Origin of the sequence: Avibacterium volantium (assembly GCF_049366555.1) — a bacterium.
GTDB lineage: Bacteria > Pseudomonadota > Gammaproteobacteria > Enterobacterales > Pasteurellaceae > Avibacterium > Avibacterium volantium_A.
Genome location: NZ_JBMMGT010000002.1, coordinates 91,979 through 115,477 on the forward strand (window position 1 = coordinate 91,979; position 23,499 = coordinate 115,477).

The window sequence follows — 23,499 nt, forward strand, 5'->3', positions numbered from 1 at the left end:
ATAAAATGCAAATTCACGCCATTAAACAGCCATTAATTGAGTTAAAAAATATTAAGGTGCAATTTGACCAACGAAATGTCTTACAAAACATTAACTTATCTCTTTATTCTGATTCCGTTCTCACCATCGTTGGCCCGAATGGTGGTGGCAAATCCACTTTGCTCAAAGTCTTGCTCAAGTTGATCAAGCCTAGTTCAGGTGAGGTGATTTATCACAATAATGTGCGTATTGGCTATGTGCCGCAAAAAATTCATCTTGATCATAGCTTACCTTTAACGGTAGAAAAATTTCTTGCGCAAAAAAAAGGCGTGAACAAATCTGAGATTGAAGCGGCGTTAGATCTCCTTTCCATTTCCCATTTAAAGCAAAATGCAATGCAAAAGCTATCGGGCGGTGAAATGCAACGGGTGTTGCTCGCTAGGGCCATTTTGAATAAACCGAATTTGCTCGTGTTAGATGAACCCACACAAGGGGTGGATATTACTGGGCAGGCGGAGCTTTATCAGCTGATTCATCAAACACGAAAACAGTTGAATTGTGCGATTTTAATGGTATCGCACGATCTGCATATTGTGATGGCGGACACCAACGAAGTGCTGTGTATTAATCAACATATTTGCTGTGCAGGTACGCCTGAAATTGTATCGAATGATCCGACTTTTCGACATTATTTTGGCAACCAGTTTTCGCAAAATATCGCCCTTTATACTCATCACCACAATCACAAACACAATATGCACGGCGATGTGTGCTGCGGCAAAAATTTTCAATCGCAACAATGCGAACATAAAAAACATCATTAAGGAACTGAAATGTTTGAGATTTTACTTCCCGCTTGGCTTTCGGGTATTTTGCTCTCGTTTATCACCGCACCTCTAGGGGCATTTGTGGTGTGGCGAAGAATGGCGTATTTTGGCGATACCCTTTCCCATTCCGCCTTGCTGGGCGTGGCAATCGGGATATTTTTACAAGTGGATCCTTACCTAACTATCTTAATTCTCACGCTCTTACTCGCCTTAGGAATGGTCTGGCTAGAAAGCAACACGCAATTTTCCGTGGACACCTTGCTCGGCATTATTGCCCACAGCTGCCTTTCTTTAGGCGTAGTCACCGTGGGACTGCTGCAAAATGTGCGGGTGGATTTAATGAATTATTTATTTGGCGACTTACTTGCGATTAGCTATGAGGATCTTTATTTTATCGCCATTGGTGTTCTCGTGGTGGTGGGCTGTTTGTGGCATTATTGGAAACCGCTACTTTCCACCACGGTTAGCCCAGAGCTTGCGCAAGTAGAAGGCATTAATATTCGCAAAATGCGTTTTGTATTAATGATTTTAACCGCTTTAACCATTGCCTTAAGTATGAAATTTGTTGGCGCTTTAATCATCACTTCCTTGCTGATTATCCCCGCCGCCACCGCACGGCGTTTTGCCCGCACCCCAGAAGCGATGGTGGCAATAGGCGTGCTTATTAGCATTCTCGCTGTTTCTTTCGGCTTAATGCTCTCGGCTTTCTACAACACCGCCGCCGGGCCTTCTGTGGTGATTAGCGCGACGTTCTTATTTCTGCTTTCGCTGTTTAAGCGTGAAAGTGCGTAGCTGCATAATTTGTTCCTTTTGGGGGAAAATTCACTTATCCCAATCGTTTGATGAGTGCATTATAGGTATGAGATCGTTGAGTGTTAATCGCTAAAAACTGAAAACAGAACTTTGGTATTTGCAACAATGTGCAATTTTTAGAATCGCTTACCCCATTTTTGGCGAGCAATATTGGCAACCTGTTTTCGGCGAAAAATACTATTTTCAATTATCTGCAAATTGTAGGTTATGATGTCAAAATTGGCGGGTTAAACAGCTAAGAAATCGATTCCGTCGCAGAAAAAAACGGCAAGCTCTTTTATTTACATATAAGCTACGCTGATCATCAATGAAGAAAAAACACTGGAATGAGAATTTGGCAACCAGCTGAAAATCCAAGACAACTACCTGAAATATGTGGTAACGATGGACGAATTTGATGGAAATGCGTTTGACGGTGTGGAATGTTTTAGCCTGAGAGAGTTTTTGACGATTTTATGATAAATGTGTCATTATACAAGGTTAAAATTTGAGTTATTTAATAAGGAAAAGAATATGTTTGAAAAGAAAGTAAATATACCTAAAAAGTCTGAATTGAATTCAGAACAACAAAGTGAAGAATTAACCATTAAATCTGGCGAGACTACAATTATTATTGGTGCTAATGGTTCAGGAAAAACAAGACTAGCCGTTTACTTAGAAGAAAAATTAGAAGAAAAAGCACATAGAATTGCAGCTCATAGAGCTTTAAATTTAAATCCTGATGTAAATAAGATTCCCGAAAATAAAGCAAAAACTGAATTACTATTTGGGGATTCATCTTGGGCTAAAACAGCCCATGATAGGAAATCAGCGCGTTGGAGAAATAGAGCTCCAACAATTTTATTGAATGATTTTGATAAATTACTTCAATATCTTTTTGCACAACAAAATAATCTTGCTGTTGCCAATAATCAGAAATTTAGTCAAGGAATAGAAATTACTGAAAGTGAAACAAAATTGGACAAATTAAAGAATACATGGGAAATTTTATTACCGCATAGAAGATTACATATTACAGCAGATGATATTCAGGTGTCTGAAAGAGATAATGAAAATTTAAAATACTCTGCATCAGAAATGAGTGATGGTGAACGAGCTGTATTTTATATTTTGGGACAAGTACTAGCAGCTAATGAAAATTCTGTTTTAATTTTTGATGAACCTGAATTACATATTCATAAGTCTATTATCTCAAATTTATGGGATCAGATTGAACAACTTCGCCCTGATTGCGCATTTCTAATGATTACGCACGATATTGAATTTGCAGCAACTCGTTCAGCTAAAAAATATGTTATTCGTAATTACTTCCCCGATCCTGCGTGGGATATTTCTCAAATGCCTGATAGTGAGTTTGATGAGCATACAATTACATTAATTTTAGGTAGTCGTAAGCCTATTCTATTTATTGAAGGAAATAAATCGAGTTTGGATATAGAAACTTATCGTTGCTGTTACCCTGAATGGACTGTAATTCCCAGAGGTTCTTGTAAAGATGTAATTCAGGCAGTTTCTTCATTACAACAATTGAATGAAGATATGCCATTATTAAACTTAAAATGCGCAGGTATAGTTGATCGTGATACTCGCGATGAATCTGAAATTGAATGTTTAAATTCTTTAAATATTCAAGTATTACCTGTTTCTGAGATCGAAAACATTTTTTGTTTATCTTCTATTGCAGTAGAGATCTTAAAAATAGAAGGATATAATGATCCTGAACTAAATAATAAAATGACTGAATTTAAGAAAGGATTGTGCAATTCCATTTCTAATGATTTACAACACAATAACAAACTCGAACAATTTATTATTAAACGAGTTCAACGAAATATTGATGCTTATCTGAAAAAAGTTGATTTGTCAGAAACTACAACAGGCGAAATAATGAAACAACAATTGGTTTCAGCAATTAATAATTTAACAGAAAAAATGATAGAAACTTGGATTTCAGATATGGAATGTAAAATTCAAGAATGCTTAAATAGTAAGAATATAGATGAGTTATTAACAATTTATGAAAATAAAGGTCTTTTAGCGAAAACAGCCAGTTTACTAAAAAGTACTAAAAAAGATGAGTTTGAAAAGTGGCTAATGCGAAAATTAAAAGAAAAAGATTCTTCTCTTTTGCAAGCAATTAAGCAAGTCCTACCAAGGTTGTAATATAAAATGCCGTCTGAAAAAATTTTTAGACGGCATTTTTTAGTCTATTTTATAACTCAAATTCAGCAACTCTAACAATTTCGTATTGTGTTTGTGTTTTAATTCCACCTTCTTCTTAGCATAAAATAGCTTCCATTAGCATCAAATACTTTTGTTCGTTAGTAACGAACAGATTGATAAGGAGTTGATTTATGCTGTTAAAATCAGAACTTAAGCCTATTTTTTATCCGTCAATTATGCTTTACTCAACTCGTCCGACACCACTTCCGCTTGTTTAAGGATAAATTCAATGGCTTCTGGCTCGTCGTCAGGGGGATATTTATATTTTTTCAAGGCACGCTTGATGAGTACACGCATTTTTGCCCGCACGGATTCCTTATACTGCCAATCAATGGTAACGGATTTTTTCAATTTATCGGTGATTTCTTTGGCGAGATTCAGCAACACTTCATCGCCCAAAATTTCCACCGCACTTTGGTTTTGGCTTAAGGCATCGTAAAACGCCAGTTCCGCTGTGCTAAGGCCTAATTCTTGCCCTTTGCTGAGCTGATCTTGTAGCTCTTTTGCAAGTTTTAATAATTCTTTGATCACCTCGATTACGGTTAAATTATGCGCGTTATATTGATTCAGGGCTTCTTTGAGTTTTCCTTCAAAGGTTTTTTGCACGGCAATATTGTTGCCTGCTTTGTCGCGAATTTCCCGTTTTAAATAACTTTCAATGGCAGAAGCCCATAAATTTGGCTTGTCACTTTTTTCAACGATACCGAGAAAATTATCCGAAAGAATGGAAATATCAGGGTGTTCTTCACCCATTAATTCAAATAAATCCACCACGCCGTCGGATTGCACCGCTTGGTTGAGCAGGCGGACGAGCTTGATTTGCTTTTCTTTTGGTGAACTTGGCGAATTTTGCTGATTTGCCATTTTGATAATGGTGGCACGCACCGCATCAAAAAACGCAATTTCTTGCTCATAATGCTGGGCTTTCGGCATCGAACGGCAAAGAGCAAGCCCTTTTTTGGCGAGCGAAACCGCCTCTAAAAAGGCTCTTTTACGCGGTGTTTTGGCCTTTTTAGCAAAATCTTGCGAAATTTCCCCCGCACTTTGCGGATCATCGGGTTTCTTTTCTTGATGATCTAAGGCTTCAATATGATTTGCGGCAGCACCGATAGTTTTGAGTAATTGCTTAGGATTTCGCTCTTGCAAGGCGTGGGCTAAATCAAAGGCCTCGCCATTCACGGGCGTGGCAAATTGTCCACGGATAATGTCCAGATATTCCAACATTTTTTGATACACCTGATTAATATCGATTGTCACCTGATCACTACCACCTGCGTTGGTATATTCTTCCGTGGCGGCTTTGAGTTCTTCTTTCAAGCCCACATAATCCACAATCAACCCGCCATTTTCACGGCTTTTATTGCGGAACACACGGTTTACCCGCGCAATTGCCTGCATTAAATTATGCCCTTGCATTGGCTTGTCGATATACATTGTATTACACACAGGGGCGTCAAATCCTGTCAGCCACATATCACGCACGATCACGATTTTGAGCGGATCATCAGGATCTTTAAAGCGTTTTTCTAAGGTTTTATGCTCAGGTTTAGAATAACTATGGGCTTGCATACTTTCAGAATCTGAAGCACTGCTCGTCATTATCACCTTAATCACCCCTTGATTGACATCATCGCTATGCCAATCTGGGCGAAGTTTGACGATTTCATCATAGAGCTTCACGCAAATTCGGCGGCTCATTGCCACCACCATCGCCTTGCTTTCAATTAGCTCGTTGCGTTTTTCAAAGTGTTGCACTAAATCTTCCGCTAATTTTTTGATTCGCGAATCACTGCCCATTAACTGCTCACGCACACGGAACGCATAGCTATTTTCGTCATCATCAAGTATTGTTTGTGCTTCTTCCACCGCTTGCCCAAAGTCCTCGCTTTCATTTAGACGAATTTGACGCGGTTCATAGAAAATCGGCACAGTTGCACCATCATTTACCGCATCTTGAATGTCATAAATCGAAATGTATTTGCCGAACACATCTTGCGTATCGCGATCTTCAAGGCTGATTGGCGTTCCAGTAAAGCCGATAAAGCTCGCATTGGGTAGGGCAGTGCGCAGATATTTCGCATAGCCCTCGCGGTATGCCCCTTGCGCATTCACTTTTTGGTGAAAACCATATTGCGAACGGTGCGCTTCATCGCTAATCACAATAATATTGTGCCTTGTATTCAACACAGGGAATTGGCTTTCTGTTTCGTTTAAGCCGAATTTTTGAATGGTGGTAAAAATAATCCCACCGCTTTCCCGTTTTGCCAATTCCACACGCAGGGCTTCGCGATCTTCCACTTGAATTGGCGTTTGGCGAATAATATCTTGATCTTGGCTGAATGTGGCGAAAAGCTGACCGTCTAAATCATTGCGATCCGTTACCACCACAATGGTGGGATTTTTCAATTCAGGCTGGCTGATCAGTTTGCCTGCATAAAACAACATAGAAAGGGATTTGCCCGAACCCTGCGTATGCCATACCACGCCAATTTTACGGCTATCGCTTAACTGCGCGCCAATGGTGGCTTCCACTGCTGCATTCACGCCATAAAATTGGTGATAAGCGGCGATTTTTTTCACCGTGCGACCTTTGTTATCGCTTTCAAACACCACAAAATTATGCACATAATCGAGCAAAGTTTGCGGAGAAAACAGCCCTTGCAACAAGGCTTCAAGTTCATATTCAAATTTCACACGCTGGCTTTTTTGGCTTTCATCGACCACACGCCACGGCAAAAAACGCTGAAAATCTGCCGTAAGCGACCCCACCCGCGCCATTGTGCCATCTGAAATCACCATTAGCTGATTAAACACAAAAAGATCGTCAATTTCGTGCTTATAAGTTTGTAGTTGATTAAAGGCGCGATCCAAATCCGCATTCACCTTAAAGGGATTTTTCAGCTCAAAAATCACCAAGGGCAAACCGTTCACAAAGCACAAAATATCGGGAATCCGCTTGCCTTTATTGCCCTGAATATCGAACTGATTGATTACATAAAAAAGGTTATTTTCAGGCTGTTTAAAATCTACCAACAGCGCCACATCGTGCTTTTCCTGATCGTTTTGCTGGTAACGCACCTTCACCCCTTGCTTTAACAGCTGGTAAAACTGCTTATTGCGTTCTTCCACCGGCAAAATATCGCTTTTGCACACCAATTGCACCACATCAAGCAAGACTTCTTCGGGCAAGTGCGGGTTAATTTTGCGCAAACTTTGCAATAAATGGGGCTTCAGCACCACCTCTTTCAGGCTATCCCGCCAAGGGTAATCCAGCTCAGCCAGCACCTCCTTGCCATAGGCATATTGCCAACCAAGGGATTTCAACTGTTCAATGGCGAGATTTTCAATGGTGGATTCGTTTATTCGCATTGGGGATTCCTTTTGTTGTTTTTCATTATTTCAGCGTAGGGTGGGCTTCAGCCCACCGTTTAATGTAATTTCCCATTCGGTGGGCTAAAGCCCACCCTACGGGCAAAGAGCGGTGAAAAAATTAATGATTTTTTTACCGCACTTTTTATTTTATTGATTTTCCTAAAATCTATTTATTCCCGTTTGAAAGTCCCCTCTCTTTTGTAAAGAGGGGCAAGGGAGATTTCTCATTATTCCTGCGTAGGGGCGTATTGCATACGCCCCGATAAATCAATATGGGCGTACGCGGTACGCCCCTACGGGCAAAGAGCGGTGAAAAAATTAATGATTTTTTTACCGCTCTTTTTTATTTTTGTTGATTCTTCAGAAATATATTGGTTCTCGCTGGATTGCCTCTCTATTTCTTTGTAAAGAAGAGATAGACTATTTCTGTAGGTTAATCGTTTTTCTAATTTTTCATAATAGTTGTAAGATTTATCTTGCTTTAAACAGATAAATAATCGTAGTAATTCATCATCAATTTTATCATCATAGAAAATGTCAGGGCTATCAGGTGAAAATATTGATTTGTATATGTTTATTAATTTCAACAATCTATCTAATAATACTCTTATTTCATTTCTTTCAACTTTGTTTAATAATATGCTTGGGTTTGTTGCTTGCTCGTCTAGGTGTGCCGTTAATTTAACTCTAATATGATTTGTTTTTTCTAGAGGTTTCCTTATTGATGCCCTAATTTCATTAATCTTTGTAAGATTCTTTTCATTTTTATCTAAATAAGATCTTAGTCTTTTAAAGCTTATTTGTCTTTCAGTCTCTGTTATTTTATAAATAGTGTTAATAGAGTCATATAACGTAATATTAATAAGGTGGTGAAATGTATAAGGTGTTTGATTAAACAGTTTTAGTCTACTTTCGGTTGATCTTAGCTTAAATAAAGCACAATATATCCTAAATGCAGCGTCGGCTTGTTTAAGATTGTAACCTATAACATCTATATAAGATTTTATTTTTTCATTCATAACTCAATCTCTCCATTCAAAAGTCTAGGTAATAACTCATCTCTATATTTAGTTAAATACTCATTCTCCAAAGTATTAGATTTTATCTTCCGAAATACATTTTTTACTTTCTGTAAAAACTGCATTTGTATTTCTTCTGAAGGATATAAAATATCCATATTTTTTATAGTTCTTGAGTTTACAGCAGTTGCAATTGAAGACGTGCTGCCCAATTTATCAAAATCAAAATCTTTTAAGTAACAGTATAAGAATTCTGTTGTTAAGTATGATTTACCTGTTTTAAAATGAGCAATAGCTTCATTTGTGGTAGTTTCTTTTGTCGTTATTGATATTCGTCCTATTGTCAGTTTGAAACTTAATAAGACAGTATCTTCAGGAATTTTTTTGATATTAAATTGACTAATAGCTTCTGGAATTAAATATTCACTACTGTTTAATATATAGCTTCCCGAATTTCCCATGTCTTTAATAGAAATCCATTCGATATTATTTTTCTCATAATCAGAAAACCATTTACTTTCTTTTCTAGGCGGTGTTTTTCCTATTCCTATATCAAAAAGATCTTCTGCTTTTCGGTATTCCCACCCCTTCGGCACTTCCCCCATTTCCGTTTCCACAAATTCGCTTGGGAAAGCGGCGGCGGTTTGTTGCAGTTGGTGGTAGGCGGTGGGATCTTGGGTTTTAAGTGCGGTGATTTTTTCTGCAGTTTTTCCGCTTAAGCACGCCATTGCTGCTACTTCGGCTTGTTCGGTGGTTTCGCCGCGTGCCAAGGCATTGGCTTTGGCGTGTACAGGGGCGAAGTCGATAAACCAGTGTTTAAAAATCCCTTGTGCGATTTGCTCTAGGGTTTGGTTGGTTTGGGTGTTTAATAATATCTTCTGATCTATCTTTCTCAATAATTCTGCTGCTTTATTTCCCTGTTTTATTGATACTTCAGGAAAATCTAAATCTTCAATTAGTTTACCGCTAATATTAGGTTGTGCAGCGCCATAAGCTATTTTAGAAAAATATTGATAGCTTTTAGATGAGCTTAATAAATAATATATAAAATCAGAAGAATATTCACAGTCTTTATGTATCAATATTCTTCCTACTCGTTGGTTAATAAAACAAGCTCTTTCATTGGGAGCTATCCTAGATACTTTTCCAACATTTGCTCCTGTCATTGCAATTAATATGTCATTATCTTTTGTTAAATAATTAGATAGATTTCCTAATAACTTATTAGACACAGTCTGATATGAGCTTAAATCGACAAAGTTTCCGCCAGTAATATTTCCTATTTTTATAACAGGAATACCATTTTTATCATTAGAAAATTCAGAACTTTTGAAGGCATATCCATTTTGAATTCTTATAAAGTTGGCTAATTTTTTCATTGCTATTCCTTCCTTATAAAATCCCCAAACTCTTCTTAATCTTCTCTTCCAACTCTCGCCCCTGTTCAAATTGTTGATTTAAAAGTGCGGTGAGTTTTTCCATTTTTTCGGCGAAAGGAATGCCGTCATCTTGTTGCTCTGCTGTGCCGACATAACGCCCTGGGGTGAGAACAAAATCATTATTGGCGATTTCCTCAAGGCTGGCGGCGTAGCAGAAGCCTGCTTGGTTTTCATAGCCTTTGTTTTGCTGCCAAGCGTGGTAGGTGTTGGCAATGTGGGCGATGTCCTCAGGGGTGAAATCGCGTAGGGTGCGGTCTTTCATATAGCCGATTTCTCGTGCGTCAATAAACAGCACTTCTTTTTTGCGTGCTTTGTTTTTGTTTAAAAACCAAATGCAGGCAGGGATTTGGGTGTTGGTAAAGAGCTGGTTTGGTAGGGCGACCATCGCTTCCACCAAATCTGCTTCAATTAGGCGTTGGCGAATTTCGCCCTCGCCCCCTGTTTGGCTGCTCATTGAGCCGTTTGCTAGCACAATGCCCATTCGCCCTTGTGGCGTAAGGTGGTAGAGCATATGTTGAATCCACGCGAAGTTGGCGTTGCCTTTTGGTGGCACGCCGTATGCCCAGCGTGGATCACCTTGTAGGGATTCGTCCCACCAATCTTTCACGTTAAATGGCGGATTTGCCATTACAAAATCCATTTTCATATCAATATGTTGTGGATTGGTGAAGCTGTCGCCACGTTTGCCAAAGTTAAATTCGATCCCACGGATTGCCATATTCATTGCTGCCAGTTTCCAAGTGGTGGGGTTGTATTCTTGCCCATAAATAGACACTTGGTTAATGCTGCCTTGGTGTGCGCGGATAAATTTTTCTGTTTGCACAAAGAAACCGCCCGATCCCATTGCTGGGTCGTAAATGCGGCCTTGATAGGGTTCAAGCATTTCAACAATCAGGCTTACAATAGATTTTGGCGTGAAATATTCACCGCCTCGTTGTCCTTCTTTAGCAGCAAATTCACCAAGGAAATATTCATAAACGTGGCCAAGAATATCTTTTGCTGCCATTGAAATGGGTTCGCCGTTGTAAGTGGGCTGGCTGAAATTGGTGTCAGAAAAGGTAGAAATTAAGCCGATGAGAGTTTTGTCGTTCACATCAAAGCCTGAAATGCGTTGGATAATGCCTTTGAGTTTTGGGTTTTTATCTTCAATGGCGGTAAAGGCATTATCAATCAGATTTGCCACGCCGCGGAATGTGCCACCCCAAGGCAATGCTGTTCCTTGATTTAAGGTCGCGATGCTACGAATGGTTTCCCAACGAGCTTGCGGTGGCACCCAGAAGATGTTTTCTGCCGCATAGTTATCTTTATCTTCCATTTCTTCATCAAGGACGGCTTGATATTCTTCAGGGGAATATTCTTTCGGATCAATATAAAGTGGGCTTTGTGGATCTTGTAGCTCGGTGAGAAGCTTTTTGCGATGGGCAGTAAAACTATCAGAAATATATTTTAAGAAAATTAAACCAAGAACGATGTGTTTGTAGTCGGAAGCGGAAAGTTGGTTACGCAGTTGGTCGGCCGCAGTCCAAAGACGGGCATCTAATTCTTTTAAAAACGCTTGCTGTTGCGCGAGGCTGGCACTAGAATCTTGCTGTGCTGTGCTGTGCTGTGCTGTGCTGTGCTGTGCTGTGCTGTGCTGTGCTGTGCTGTGCTGTCATTGGATTACCTCTTTGATTGGTTTCGATACTTAAAGACCGCCGAATTATAACAAAACCCCTTGTATTTTAAATTATCTTTTTGCCTAAAGTTTAGGCAGGCGTGTGTGTTTTGGGTGCTTATTTTACGAAAAAAAACGCGTTAGCACTTTTATTTTTCTTCTCTATCTCTTTGATATTTAAGGATTCTATATTGGTGTAGGTTAAAAATGAAGCAGAAAGCAAAAAATTTGTTTAGTCCCCCTTGAAATTTCTCTTTCAGCCAACATTTTACTTCCATCAGTGAGTTGGGCTGAAAAATGTGGAAATTTTCCACCGCACTTTGAATGTTATTCCTGTGTGAAAAAATGCAAAAAAATTTGCAACATTGCACTTGAAATTTTTAAAGCCAGCCCAATTTAATCAATCGTAAACGAATTAATCGAATTTTATTAGGAGAAAACATATTATGGGAAAAATTATTGGTATTGACTTAGGTACAACAAACTCTTGTGTGGCTGTAATGGACGGCGACAAACCGCGTGTTATTGAGAATGCGGAAGGGGATCGTACAACTCCGTCAATTATTGCTTATACAAATGATGGCGAAACCTTAGTAGGTCAGCCTGCGAAACGTCAAGCAGTAACAAATCCAAAAAATACATTATTTGCAATCAAACGTTTAATCGGTCGCCGTTTTGAAGATCAAGAAGTACAACGCGATGTGAACATTATGCCATTTAGCATTGTGAAAGCAGACAATGGCGATGCGTGGGTTGAAGTGAAAGATGAAAAAATGGCACCACCGCAAATTTCTGCTGAAGTGTTGAAAAAAATGAAGAAAACAGCAGAAGATTTCTTAGGTGAGCCAGTAACTGAAGCGGTAATTACTGTACCTGCTTACTTCAACGATGCACAACGTCAAGCAACCAAAGATGCAGGCCGCATTGCTGGTTTAGATGTTAAACGTATTATTAACGAACCAACAGCAGCAGCGCTTGCTTATGGTTTAGACAAAGGTAAAGGCAACCACACTATCGCGGTATATGACTTAGGTGGTGGTACATTTGACTTATCTATCATCGAAATTGATGAAGTAGATGGCGAAAAAACTTTTGAAGTATTAGCAACCAATGGTGATACTCACTTAGGTGGTGAAGACTTCGATAACCGTGTAATTAACTACTTAGTTGATGAGTTCAAAAAAGAGCAAGGTGTTGATTTACGCAACGACCCACTTGCAATGCAACGTTTGAAAGAAGCAGCAGAGAAAGCGAAAATCGAACTTTCTTCAGCACAACAAACTGATGTGAACTTACCTTACATCACTGCAGATGCAACAGGGCCAAAACACTTAAACATTAAATTAACTCGTGCGAAATTAGAAGCCTTAGTAGAAGATTTAGTAGCACGCTCATTAGAACCTGTGAAAGTGGCATTGAAAGATGCTGGTTTAAGCGTATCAGACATTGATGACGTGATCTTAGTAGGTGGTCAAACTCGTATGCCATTAGTACAACAAAAAGTGGCTGAGTTCTTTGGCAAAGAGCCTCGTAAAGATGTGAACCCTGATGAAGCTGTTGCAATCGGTGCGGCAATTCAAGGTGGTGTATTAGCAGGTGATGTGAAAGACGTATTGTTATTAGACGTAACACCGCTTTCATTAGGTATCGAAACAATGGGTGGCGTGATGACTACCTTAATTGAGAAAAACACAACGATTCCAACGAAGAAATCACAAGTGTTCTCAACCGCTGAAGATAACCAAAGTGCAGTAACCATTCACGTGTTACAAGGTGAGCGTAAACAAGCGTCTGCAAATAAATCACTAGGTCAATTTAACCTAGAAGGCATTAACCCAGCACCACGCGGTATGCCACAAATTGAAGTAACTTTTGATATTGACGCGGACGGTATTATCCACGTTTCAGCGAAAGATAAAGGTACAGGTAAAGAACAACAAATTACCATTAAAGCTTCATCTGGTTTAAGCGAAGATGAAATCCAACAAATGGTACGTGATGCAGAAGCCAATGCAGAAGCTGACCGTAAATTTGAAGAATTAGTTCAAGCGCGTAACCAAGCTGATCATCTTGTTCACAGCACACGCAAACAATTAGGCGAAGTTGGCGATCAATTATCTGCTGATGATAAAGCCCAAATTGAAAAAGCCGTGAGCGAACTTGAAACTGCAGCGAAAGGTGAAGACAAAGCTGAAATCGAAGCGAAAACCAAAGCGTTAGTGGAAGCATCACAAAAATTAATGCAAGCCACAGCACAACAAGCTCAAAGCGGTGAACAACCACAACAAAACAACGGTGATGATGTGGTAGATGCTGAGTTTGAAGAAGTGAAAGACAATAAATAATTCACATTCAACAATAATCCAAAGGGCATAGCAATATGCCCTTTTAGCGTATAAAAAATAGGATAAAAATGGCAAAACGAGATTATTATGAAGTGCTTGGCGTTGAACGTGGTGCAGATGAAAAAGCGATTAAAAAAGCCTACAAACGCCTTGCAATGAAATTACACCCCGACCGCAATCAAGGGGATAAAGAGGCTGCCGAGAAATTCAAAGAAGTGCAAGAAGCCTATGAAATTTTAGGTGATAAAGAAAAACGTGCTGCTTACGATCAATACGGACACCAAGCCTTTGAACAAGGTGGATTTGGTGGTGGCGCTGGTGGCGGTTTTGGTGGCTTCAGTGGTGCGGATTTTGGCGATATTTTTGGTGATATGTTTGGCGATATTTTCGGTGGTGGTCGCTCACGCCAACAACGTGTTGTGCGCGGTGAAGATTTACGCTACGACATCGAAATTACCCTAGAAGAAGCGGTTCGCGGAACGAAAAAAGAAATTCAGTTTGATACCTTGGCAGAATGTGATCATTGCCACGGCACAGGGGCTGAAAAAGATTCCAAAGTGGAAACTTGTCCAACCTGTCACGGTGCAGGTCGAGTGCGTCATCAACGTGGTTTCTTTGTAACTGAAGATGTGTGTCCAACTTGCCACGGCACAGGTAAAAAAATTGAAAATCCGTGTAAAAAATGCCACGGTGAAGGACGCGTTTACAAGAAGAAAAATCTTTCCGTTACCATTCCAGCAGGCGTGGATACCGGCAACCAATTACGCTTAGCTGGAGAAGGGGCAGCAGGCGAGTTTGGTGCGCCAGCGGGAGATTTATATGTGGTGATTCACGTTAAACCGCACCATATTTTTGAGCGTGATGGCAATAATCTTTACTGCGAAGTGCCAATTAGTTTCACAATGGCAGCGCTTGGCGGTGAAATTGAAGTGCCAACCCTTGATGGTCGCTTAAAAGTGAAAATCCCAGCAGAAACTCAAACAGGCAAATCTTTGCGTTTACGCGGTAAAGGCATTAAGTCTGTGAGAACAGGTTATACTGGGGATCTCATCTGCAAAGTGATTGTTGAAACCCCAGTGAAACTCAACGCTGAACAGAAAGAGTTATTAAGAAAATTTGAAGAAAGCCTTGAAAGCGGTAAGAAAAAACACCGCCCGAAATCTTCAAGTTTCTTTGACGGTGTGAAAAAATTCTTTGATAATTTAGGCAAATAGCTTGTTAAATTCGCTGAAATAGTGAATTAAAACAGGATTATTTGAACTAAACCAGCCTTTAAATTAAAACGATCGCATTTTATAAGTGCGGTCGTTTTTTTACGTTTTTTGTGATGGCTATCACGGTCATGCTTGAATAAGCTATTGCATAATAACCATAAATGCTATAAAATTCGCCCGTTTTTGCTTTAGATAAAGCAAGTGAAATTTCGTTCTTCTGCGTTGCAGAAAATTGTTTTAATCATATAGAGGAATAAGATTATTAAAACCGTAAAAAAAGCACCAACAACAAATCGTCCAAATCGCATTAACGAAGAAATTCGGGCGAAGGAAGTTCGCTTGATTGACCAAGATGGTGAGCAAGCAGGAATTGTCAGTCTGCAAGAGGCTTTAAATAAAGCGGAAGAAGTAAATCTCGATCTCGTGGAAATCAGCCCAAATGCTGAGCCACCAGTTTGCCGTATTATGAATTACGGTAAGTTTCTTTATGAAAAAGGCAAAGCAGCAAAAGAACAGAAGAAAAAACAAAAAGTTGTTCAAGTTAAAGAAATTAAATTCCGTCCAGGAACAGATGAAGGTGATTACCAAGTTAAATTGCGTAGCATCTTACGTTTCTTGGAAGATGGCGATAAAGTAAAAATTACCGTGCGTTTCCGTGGACGCGAAATGGCTCACCAAGATATTGGTTTAAATGTGTTAGAGCGTGTTAAACAAGACACCTCAGAAATCGCAATGATTGAGTCAGCACCAGGTAAATTAGAAGGTCGCCAAGCTGTAATGGTGATTGCACCGAAGAAAAAATAATTTTATTTCTTGCTTAAAGCGGATGGATCTTATAGAATTCGTCCGTTTTTCTTTGCAGAAAAACAAAGTGATAATCAGGTAAACTACGCAACCTGATTTCCTTATGTATGATAGCCTTTGGCTAGCTAATAGAAATAATTAGCGCTTTACAAGTAGTTTATTACTTAGCTGATAAATTCGCCTAATTATCCAACCTAACTTAAACAATGCGGAGTTATTTAAACAATGCCTAAAATTAAAACAGTACGTGGTGCTGCGAAGCGTTTCAAAAAAACAGCTTCTGGCGGTTTTAAACGTAAACAATCTCACTTACGTCATATTTTGACTAAGAAAACCACTAAACGTAAACGTCATCTACGTCATAAATCAATGGTTGCGAAAGCCGACCAAGTTTTAGTTGTAGCCTGCTTGCCATACGCATAAGCGTAAACAAGTAAAGCGTACGTCAAGTGAATTTTAGTTAATAATATTGTATAGGAGATTAAATAATGGCTCGTGTAAAACGTGGTGTTATTGCAAGAGCTCGCCATAAGAAAATTCTTAAGGCAGCTAAAGGTTATTATGGTGCGCGTTCACGTGTTTATCGCGTTGCGTTCCAAGCTGTAATTAAAGCAGGTCAATATGCTTATCGCGACCGCCGTCAACGTAAACGTCAATTCCGTCAATTATGGATTGCGCGTATCAATGCTGCGGCACGTCAAAATGGCTTATCTTACAGCAAATTTATCAACGGCTTGAAAAAAGCATCTGTTGAAATCGATCGTAAGATCCTTGCTGATATTGCAGTATTCGACAAAGTGGCTTTCGCTGCTTTAGTTGAAAAAGCAAAATCTGCGCTTTAATTTTTAAAGACTGATTGTGAAAGGACGCTACATAGCGTCCTTTTTCTTATAAGCCGATTTTACCCAAATACGCATAAGAATGATTTATCAAGGTTTTTTATCCTTTAAAGAGCGGTGAAAAATGATGAATTTTCCCACCGCTCTTTGCCTTGTAGGGCCGGACCTATGTGTCTGTCCGCACAAAATTAAAAACAAAGTGCGGTGCAAATTTTATTTATTTTTTGATTGTTTTTAGTAAACTTGCCCACAAATAGATAAACAGAAAACCTTGAAAATCATTCATACAATTTATCATTTCACGCCTGATTAAAACGGACGTGATCCTATATATAAAACCAATGAAAAATACAAAACACAAACAACCATTTAGCCCATTACAAAAAACCTTATTTGCTCAATTAACGGAGATGATGAACGTGGATTATCGCCGTCTGCAAGGGCGAATTAAAGGGCTGCATCAAATTAAAAACTCGCAAACCCAAGAAAAAGTCGCAGCAGAAATTCAATTACAAATTCAGCAAGCACAAGCACGTTTACAGCAACGGAAAAGTGCGGTGGGAAAAATTGAATTTCCTGAAAACTTGCCCGTAAGCCAACGCAAAGATGAAATTCTCAAAGCCATTGAGCAAAACCAAGTAGTGATTATCGCGGGGGAAACGGGGTCAGGAAAAACCACTCAGTTGCCGAAAATGTGCCTTGAGTTAGGGCGTGGAAAAAAAGGCTTGATTGGGCATACTCAGCCTCGCCGTATCGCTGCGAGATCGGTGGCGACTCGCATCGCCGAAGAGCTACATTGTGAGCTAGGAACGCTAGTGGGCTATAAGGTGCGTTTTAACGATCAAATCAGTGATGACACCCAAATTAAGCTGATGACAGATGGTATTTTGCTCACTGAAATTCAAAGTGATCCTTTTTTAAATCAATATGATACCTTGATCATTGATGAAGCTCACGAACGCAGCCTAAATAACGATTTTATTCTTGGTTATTTAAAACAGCTGTTGCCAAAATGCCCAGATTTAAAAGTGATTATCACCTCGGCAACCATTGATGTGGAGCGTTTCTCGCGTCATTTTAATAATGCACCGATTATTGAGGTTTCGGGGCGAACGTTCCCTGTGGAGGTGCGTTATCGCCCTATCGCAGAGAATGAAGAGCAAGATCAGTTGCAAGGCATTCTCGATGCCGTAGAGGAATTGCAGGCTGAGGGGCGGGGCGATATTTTGATTTTCCTCAATGGTGAGCGTGAAATTCGTGATACCGCAGAAGCCTTGGAAAAACAGCATTTAAAACACACCGAAATCCTACCGCTCTTTGCTCGTTTATCGGCACAAGAGCAGAATAAAATTTTCCACCCAACGGGCTTAAACCGTATTGTGCTTGCCACCAACGTGGCGGAAACGTCATTGACCGTTCCCGGCATTAAATATGTGATCGATCCTGGTACGGCACGCATTTCCCGTTATAGCTACCGCACCAAAGTGCAACGCCTGCCTATTGAGCCGATTTCACAAGCTTCAGCAAATCAACGTAAAGGCCGTTGTGGACGAGTATCCGAAGGGATTTGTATCCGCCTGTATTCAGAAGAAGATTTTAATCAGCGGCCAGAATTTACCGATCCTGAAATTTTGCGTACCAATCTCGCCTCCGTCATCTTACAAATGACAGCTCTTGGGCTAGATGATATTAGTGCATTTCCTTTCGTAGATGCCCCTGACAAACGCCATATTCAAGATGGCATTAAGTTATTGGAAGAATTGCAAGCTTTCCAACTCGTGAAAACCAAGCACGGCGAAAAACGTCAGCTCACTCAGATTGGACGCCAGCTTGCTCAGCTACCGGTTGATCCTCGTTTGGGTAAAATGTTGCTGAGTGCTGTAAATAGCAATGCGTTACACGAAGTAATGATCATTGTGGCAGCCCTTTCTATTCAAGATCCTAGAGAGCGACCACAAGAAAAACAACAAGCGGCAGATGAAAAACATCGCCGTTTTGCGGATAAAAAATCCGATTTTCTCGCGTTCCTAAATTTATGGGGTTATTTGCAGGAAAACCAAAAAGCCTTGAGCAAAAATCAGTTCCGCCGTTTGTGTCAGAAAGATTATTTGAATTATATCCGCGTGAGGGAATGGCAAGATATTTATCATCAAATCCGCCTTACCGTGCGAGAAATGGGCTTGCCGATTAATTCGCAAGCGGCAGAATATCCGCAAATTCACACCGCACTTTTATCGGGTTTGCTTTCTCATATTGGCATGAAAGAAGCGGAAAAACAGCAATATTTAGGCGCAAGAAACGCTCATTTTGCGATTTTTCCTAATTCCGTGCTATTCAAGAAGCAGCCCAAATGGTGTATGGCAGCGGAATTAGTGGAAACCTCCAAATTATGGGGACGAATGGTGGCAGAGATCGATCCCGAATGGATTGAGCCATTGGCACAGCATTTAGTGAAAAAATCTTATGCGGAGCCACGTTGGTCAAAATCCAAAGGGGCGGTTATCGCTAATGAAAAAGTGACCCTTTATGGCGTGCCAATTGTGGCAAGTCGCCCCGTGAATTATGGCAAAATTGATCCCGTAGTGAGCCGTGAGATTTTTATTCAATCCGCATTAGTGGAAGGGAATTGGCACACGAAACACACCTTCTTCTTGCAAAATCAACGGCTGATTCGCGAAGTGGAAGAGTTAGAACATAAAACGCGCCGCCGAGATATTTTGGTGGACGAACGCCGTTTATTTGAATTTTATGATCAACGCATTGGCACAGAAGTGGTGTCGCAAAAGCATTTTGATACTTGGTGGAAAAAAGCGCGGCAAAAAGATCCTGAATTGCTGAATTTTGAAAAAGCCTTTCTCACCAATGACAACGCCAATGTCAGCGAGCTAGATTTCCCTAATTTCTGGCATCAAGGCAATTTAAAATTAAAGCTTAGCTATCAATTTGAACCGGGTATGGAAGCCGATGGCGTAACCGTGCATATTCCTTTGCCACTGCTTAACCAAGTGGAAATGCAGGGTTTTGACTGGCAAATTCCGGGCTTACGCAAAGAGTTGATTATCGCCCTGATTAAATCTTTACCAAAAGCATTACGCCGCCATTTTGTGCCAGCACCGAATTATGCGGAAGCCTTTCTTGGGCGCGTGAATGATGTGGACAAACCCTTGCTAGAAACGCTGTCTGCAGAATTACGCAAAATCACGGGTGTTTGTGTTGCCCCTGATGAATGGAATCTTGCGCAAATTCCACCGCACTTAACAATGACATTCCGCGTGGTTAATGAGAAAGGTAAGAAAATTGCCGAGAGCAAAAATTTAGATGAACTCAAAGTGAATCTGAAAGAGCAAGTGCAGGAAACCTTGTCAGCGGTGGCAGATGAAGGTATTGAGCAAACAGGGATTCATTTATGGAATTTCGACCAATTACCTCAATATTATGAGCAGAAAAAACAAGGCTTTACCATCAAAGCCTATCCTGCCATTGTGGACGAAAAAGATTCCGTTGGGATCAAATTATTTGAAACAGAATTTGAGCAAGCTGTCGCAATGGAGCAAGGGCTACGCCGCTTATTATTGCTTAACGTGCCATCGCCGATAAAGTATTTGCACGAAAAACTGCCTAACAAATCAAAATTAGGGCTGTATTTCACGCCATTTGGCAAAGTGCTGGAATTGATAGACGATTGTATCGCCTGTGCCGTGGATAAATTAGTGCAAGATTTTGGCGGTTTTGTGTGGAATGAACAGGATTTTGAACGCCTAAAAGACTACATTCGAGCCAATTTAAACGAAACTACGGTGGATATTGCCAAACAAGTGGAAGAGATTTTGACGCTCGTGTTTGAAATCAACAAACGCTTAAAAGGCAAAATGGATTTCACTCTTGCCTTTGCTTTATCGGATATTAAATCGCAAATTAGTGGATTAATTTACCCGAATTTTGTGCAGAAAACGGGCTATCAACGCCTGCCAGATTTATTACGGTATTTGCAAGCCATTGATAAACGCATTGACAAATTATTGCAAGATCCCAACCGTGATCGTGCCGCAATGTTGCGGGTAGAAAATGTCGAAAAGGCGTATCAGCAGTTATTATTAAAATTGCCAAAATCTAAACCAATCCCTGCAGAAGTGGCAGAGATTCCTTATATGATCGAGGAACTACGCGTCAGCCTATTCGCCCAACAACTCGGCACGAAATATCCTATTTCGGATAAACGGATTTTGAATGTGATTAATGAGGTGGGGTAGATGTACAATTATTGAAAAATCACCGCACTTTATTTATTGCCTTTTTCTTGGCGTAGCTAACGGGGTTCGCCGTTGGCGACTTCCTTTCTTTTGCTTACCCAAAAGAGAGTAAGCAAAGAAAAGAACCCCGATTATCGTCAAATTTCTCTTACTTTCAGACTGCGTTATTTTGTCTTGCCGTACTGGCGTACTGTCTTCGCCAAAATGCCTTGTCTGTAAGTGAGAAATTTGACGAACTCGCTTTTTCCTCATTCCGATAAAATTTTCTTCACGAAAAATCAGCCTGATGTTCGCTACGCTCTCACTCGGCGTGATTTTCCTAAAAATTTTATCTCCAATCGGGCGGTTTGGACGGGGACATTCTATTAGGGAGAATTTTAAAGTGCGGTGGGAATTTGGGGATTTTTAAGGTACAAAGAAAATTCCCTTATCTCAGCCACTGCGTGGCTATGTTACCTAGCTACCTACGGCTCGTAGGTGGTGAAATTCTAGAACAAATCTCCCCTAACCCCTCTTTACTAAAGAGGGGGATTGGTGGGGAAAACAACCTATGAAAACGCACCATCTCCCGTGTAAATTGCCTTCATTTTTAACAAATTTTTAGAAAAGTAATGCCTGAACGCAGCGTAGCGAGTATGGGCTTACTTTTCGTTAAGAAAATTTGTTAAAAATGAAGATAAGCAATTTAGTCGGGGGCTTTTTTCTTTGCCTACTTTCTTTTGAGCAAGCAAAAGAAAGTAGGTCGCTCAACGAGCGAAACTGGTTATTAATCACAAAGAAAAAAGCGATTTAACGCGACATAAAAACTTTACTTACTTCCATTCGGTGACGCAAAAGAAAGTAGGTCGCTCAACGAGCGAAATCCGTTATTAATTCCAAAGAAAAACGAGATTTAATATAGAAAATTTAAGATAAAGTGCGGTGGAAATTTTTCAGATTTTAAAAATCTCAGAAAATTACACCGCACTTACTATTTTTTATAACTTAATCTTAAACATCATAAGTGCCCATTACGCTCGCTTGCGCAAGGATATGGTTTTGCATTGCGAAGTGTAAGTCATTAAATCTAAAACCCGCTTTAAGATCGAGTTTGGTGTCTAAGGCGTAAACGATTAATTCATAACGGTGGCGGCAATTTGGTGGTGCCATTCCGCCGTAGAATGAGGCTTCAGCGATGTCAAATTTGCCTAATACACTTGCCCAGCTGTTTGCGCCTTGCACATAATCTGTGGCGCTTTGGCTTTCATTTTCTTGTACGGAGGTGCGTTCTAAATTAGCGATAAGCCAATGTATCCACACAAAACCGCTGGCGGTAATAGCATCTTTATCTTCTAACACCACAGCGAAAGATTTTGTGCCTTCTGGGGCATTTTCAATTTCAAAAGGAATAGAGTAAGTTGGCATTCCGTTTGGACTGAATTGTGTGCCGCGTTTTCCATATTTATCCAAAAATACACCTTGTTCAATGGCTTGGCTGGTTACTTTCACCGTGTTCTCCTTAATGAAGTCGTTAATAACGAGAAAATTAACAATAGCAAAAATATTTCTTAAAAATTTTAACTGTTTGTTAATAATTTATTGAAAAAAATAAATCAAAGAAATGATTTATTTGAATGGGATCACAGTAAATTCTAAGCAAGTTTTTTATATTAAACAAGCAGTAATCAAACAGTTTGAGGTTTTATATGGGAATTAGACAACTTTGGCAAGGAATGCAAACCTTGAATAATAAAAAACTTTTTTGCTTTCTTTTTTCTATTATTTTTGCTTTATTGCTTACCTTGCTTTCTTCCGATGCAAGTTTTACGAAAATTCAAAATTATGTGTTATTTCTCCTATTTTTTTCCATTAGCTTGTGGGTAACCGAGGCGATTCCCCCTTTTTCCGTCAGTATTTTAATTGTGGGATTCCTTGTATTGATAATGGGAAAAAGTGAGGCTTATGATGCAATGAAATATTTGCAAACTTGGTCAGATAGCGTGATTTGGTTGTTTTTAGGGGGATTTTTTCTTGCTGAAGCAATGAAGAAAACAAAACTTGATTTAATGCTGTTAAAAGCCGTGCTACCAAGATTTGGCACAAACCCCTGTAATGTGCTGTGGGGATTAATGCTTGTTACTGCGGTAATGTCAATGGTAATGAGCAACACCGCCACCACGGCAATGATGATCGCCACCATCAGCCCGTTATTCTCTCGTTTATCGGAGCGAGGGCATTTGTCTAAAGCCTTGCTATTAGGTATTCCCGCAGCGGCATCTGTGGGAGGAATGGGGACAATTATTGGTTCAGCACCTAATGCCATTGCGGTGGGCGCATTAGAAAAATTGGGCTATCCCATTTCATTTTTGGAGTGGATAATGGTGGGGGCACCTTTAGCATTTTTATTGCTCTTTATTTTCTGGCGAGTGCTAATTTATAAATACAAATTAAAATATCAAGCCCCTTTGCATTTTGATTTTTTAACCCAAGATGAAATAGAGGTTAGCAGCCAAGAAAAATTACACAAAACCGTTGTACTCATTATTTTAGCGATCACCTTATTTTGCTGGCTGACCTCCAAATGGATTGGCATTCCCGTTGCCGCCGCCTCAGGAATTCCTATCGTGGGCTTAACAATGACGGGTGTGCTAGAAGCAAAAGATGTCCGCCGCTTACCTTGGGATACCTTAATGCTGGTTGCTGGTGGTTTGGCGTTAGGGCTTGCAATTGAAGAACAGCAAA

General features: G+C 39.9%; 14 protein-coding genes and 2 pseudogenes. 11 read left to right on the forward strand and 5 right to left on the reverse strand.

The genetic code is table 11. The features are described from left to right. Nucleotides 1-5: 5 nt before the first annotated feature. From znuC to ACLS0A_RS00965, 4 genes and pseudogenes are all read left to right on the forward strand, one after another. Entirely contained in the window at nucleotides 6-803 is a 798-nt protein-coding gene (znuC, locus tag ACLS0A_RS00950; protein WP_416082057.1) for a zinc ABC transporter ATP-binding protein ZnuC, read from the forward strand. Between the two features lie 9 nt (nucleotides 804-812). After that, nucleotides 813-1,598 (forward strand): zinc ABC transporter permease subunit ZnuB, encoded by a 786-nt coding sequence (gene znuB, locus ACLS0A_RS00955; protein WP_416082047.1) that lies wholly within the window; start codon nucleotides 813-815, stop codon nucleotides 1,596-1,598. 125 nt (nucleotides 1,599-1,723) lie between these two features. Beyond that, nucleotides 1,724-2,078: pseudogene (locus ACLS0A_RS00960) on the forward strand (hypothetical protein); the annotation flags it as partial. 54 nt (nucleotides 2,079-2,132) lie between these two features. Continuing rightward, nucleotides 2,133-3,782: an AAA family ATPase gene (locus tag ACLS0A_RS00965; RefSeq protein WP_416082048.1), complete on the forward strand. Its 1,650-nt coding sequence runs from the start codon at nucleotides 2,133-2,135 to the stop codon at nucleotides 3,780-3,782. A 234-nt stretch (nucleotides 3,783-4,016) separates the two neighbouring features. Here ACLS0A_RS00965 and ACLS0A_RS00970 read toward each other — a convergent pair whose 3' ends face one another. The 4 genes and pseudogenes from ACLS0A_RS00970 to ACLS0A_RS00985 form a co-directional block, all read right to left on the reverse strand. Continuing rightward, nucleotides 4,017-7,211 carry a type I restriction endonuclease subunit R gene (locus ACLS0A_RS00970; RefSeq protein WP_416082049.1) on the reverse strand — a complete coding sequence of 1,065 codons (3,195 nt, stop codon included), beginning with the start codon at nucleotides 7,209-7,211 and terminating at the stop codon, nucleotides 4,017-4,019. Nucleotides 7,212-7,507: 296 nt separating this feature from the next. Continuing rightward, the gene (locus ACLS0A_RS00975; RefSeq protein ID WP_416082050.1) at nucleotides 7,508-8,233 is read right to left on the reverse strand and encodes a hypothetical protein; all 726 of its coding nucleotides are present in this window, start codon (nucleotides 8,231-8,233) and stop codon (nucleotides 7,508-7,510) included. Next, entirely contained in the window at nucleotides 8,230-9,612 is a 1,383-nt protein-coding gene (locus ACLS0A_RS00980; protein ID WP_416082051.1) for a restriction endonuclease subunit S, read from the reverse strand. Before ACLS0A_RS00980 ends, ACLS0A_RS00975 begins: the two co-directional genes overlap by 4 nt. A gap of 13 nt (nucleotides 9,613-9,625) precedes the next feature. After that, a pseudogene (locus ACLS0A_RS00985) lies at nucleotides 9,626-11,239 on the reverse strand (type I restriction-modification system subunit M); the annotation flags it as partial. 533 nt (nucleotides 11,240-11,772) lie between these two features. Between ACLS0A_RS00985 and dnaK the strand changes: the two are divergent. The 6 genes from dnaK to hrpA all read left to right on the forward strand — a co-directional run bounded on the left by dnaK (nucleotide 11,773) and on the right by hrpA (nucleotide 20,778). Further along, complete coding sequence (dnaK, locus tag ACLS0A_RS00990) at nucleotides 11,773-13,671, forward strand: molecular chaperone DnaK (RefSeq protein WP_035688348.1); 1,899 nt, start codon at nucleotides 11,773-11,775, stop codon at nucleotides 13,669-13,671. Nucleotides 13,672-13,739: 68 nt separating this feature from the next. Then, on the forward strand, nucleotides 13,740-14,885 hold the full coding sequence (dnaJ, locus tag ACLS0A_RS00995; RefSeq protein ID WP_035688345.1) for a molecular chaperone DnaJ: 1,146 nt from the start codon (nucleotides 13,740-13,742) through the stop codon (nucleotides 14,883-14,885). 261 nt (nucleotides 14,886-15,146) lie between these two features. Continuing rightward, nucleotides 15,147-15,689, forward strand: coding sequence for a translation initiation factor IF-3 (infC, locus tag ACLS0A_RS01000; RefSeq protein ID WP_081637549.1), 543 nt, complete (start codon nucleotides 15,147-15,149; stop codon nucleotides 15,687-15,689). Nucleotides 15,690-15,914: 225 nt separating this feature from the next. After that, a complete protein-coding gene (gene rpmI, locus ACLS0A_RS01005) occupies nucleotides 15,915-16,112 on the forward strand; it encodes a 50S ribosomal protein L35 (protein ID WP_005596065.1) in 198 nt (65 codons plus the stop codon). Nucleotides 16,113-16,177: 65 nt separating this feature from the next. Next, complete coding sequence (gene rplT, locus ACLS0A_RS01010) at nucleotides 16,178-16,531, forward strand: 50S ribosomal protein L20 (protein ID WP_005546410.1); 354 nt, start codon at nucleotides 16,178-16,180, stop codon at nucleotides 16,529-16,531. Nucleotides 16,532-16,869: 338 nt separating this feature from the next. Then, the gene (hrpA, locus tag ACLS0A_RS01015) at nucleotides 16,870-20,778 is read left to right on the forward strand and encodes an ATP-dependent RNA helicase HrpA (RefSeq protein ID WP_416082052.1); all 3,909 of its coding nucleotides are present in this window, start codon (nucleotides 16,870-16,872) and stop codon (nucleotides 20,776-20,778) included. A gap of 990 nt (nucleotides 20,779-21,768) precedes the next feature. On the opposite strand, the gene ACLS0A_RS01020 is transcribed toward hrpA, so the two are convergent. Then, on the reverse strand, nucleotides 21,769-22,266 hold the full coding sequence (locus ACLS0A_RS01020) for a YbhB/YbcL family Raf kinase inhibitor-like protein (RefSeq protein ID WP_416082053.1): 498 nt from the start codon (nucleotides 22,264-22,266) through the stop codon (nucleotides 21,769-21,771). Between the two features lie 197 nt (nucleotides 22,267-22,463). Here ACLS0A_RS01020 and ACLS0A_RS01025 point away from each other — a divergent pair. After that, a partial coding sequence (locus tag ACLS0A_RS01025; RefSeq protein ID WP_416082054.1) for an SLC13 family permease occupies nucleotides 22,464-23,499 on the forward strand: 1,036 nt, incomplete at its 3' end.

Bases quoted from the DNA above. Each gene is read 5' to 3' on its own strand.
- ACLS0A_RS00975 (WP_416082050.1), bottom strand. From the start codon at position 8,233: ATGAATGAAAAAATAAAATCTTATATAGATGTTATAGGTTACAATCTT.
- hrpA (WP_416082052.1), top strand. From the start codon at position 16,870: ATGAAAAATACAAAACACAAACAACCATTTAGCCCATTACAAAAAACC.
- rpmI (WP_005596065.1), top strand. From the start codon at position 15,915: ATGCCTAAAATTAAAACAGTACGTGGTGCTGCGAAGCGTTTCAAAAAA.
- znuC (WP_416082057.1), top strand. From the start codon at position 6: ATGCAAATTCACGCCATTAAACAGCCATTAATTGAGTTAAAAAATATT.
- ACLS0A_RS00970 (WP_416082049.1), bottom strand. From the start codon at position 7,211: ATGCGAATAAACGAATCCACCATTGAAAATCTCGCCATTGAACAGTTG.
- dnaJ (WP_035688345.1), top strand. From the start codon at position 13,740: ATGGCAAAACGAGATTATTATGAAGTGCTTGGCGTTGAACGTGGTGCA.
- ACLS0A_RS00980 (WP_416082051.1), bottom strand. From the start codon at position 9,612: ATGAAAAAATTAGCCAACTTTATAAGAATTCAAAATGGATATGCCTTC.
- ACLS0A_RS00965 (WP_416082048.1), top strand. From the start codon at position 2,133: ATGTTTGAAAAGAAAGTAAATATACCTAAAAAGTCTGAATTGAATTCA.
- dnaK (WP_035688348.1), top strand. From the start codon at position 11,773: ATGGGAAAAATTATTGGTATTGACTTAGGTACAACAAACTCTTGTGTG.
- znuB (WP_416082047.1), top strand. From the start codon at position 813: ATGTTTGAGATTTTACTTCCCGCTTGGCTTTCGGGTATTTTGCTCTCG.
- rplT (WP_005546410.1), top strand. From the start codon at position 16,178: ATGGCTCGTGTAAAACGTGGTGTTATTGCAAGAGCTCGCCATAAGAAA.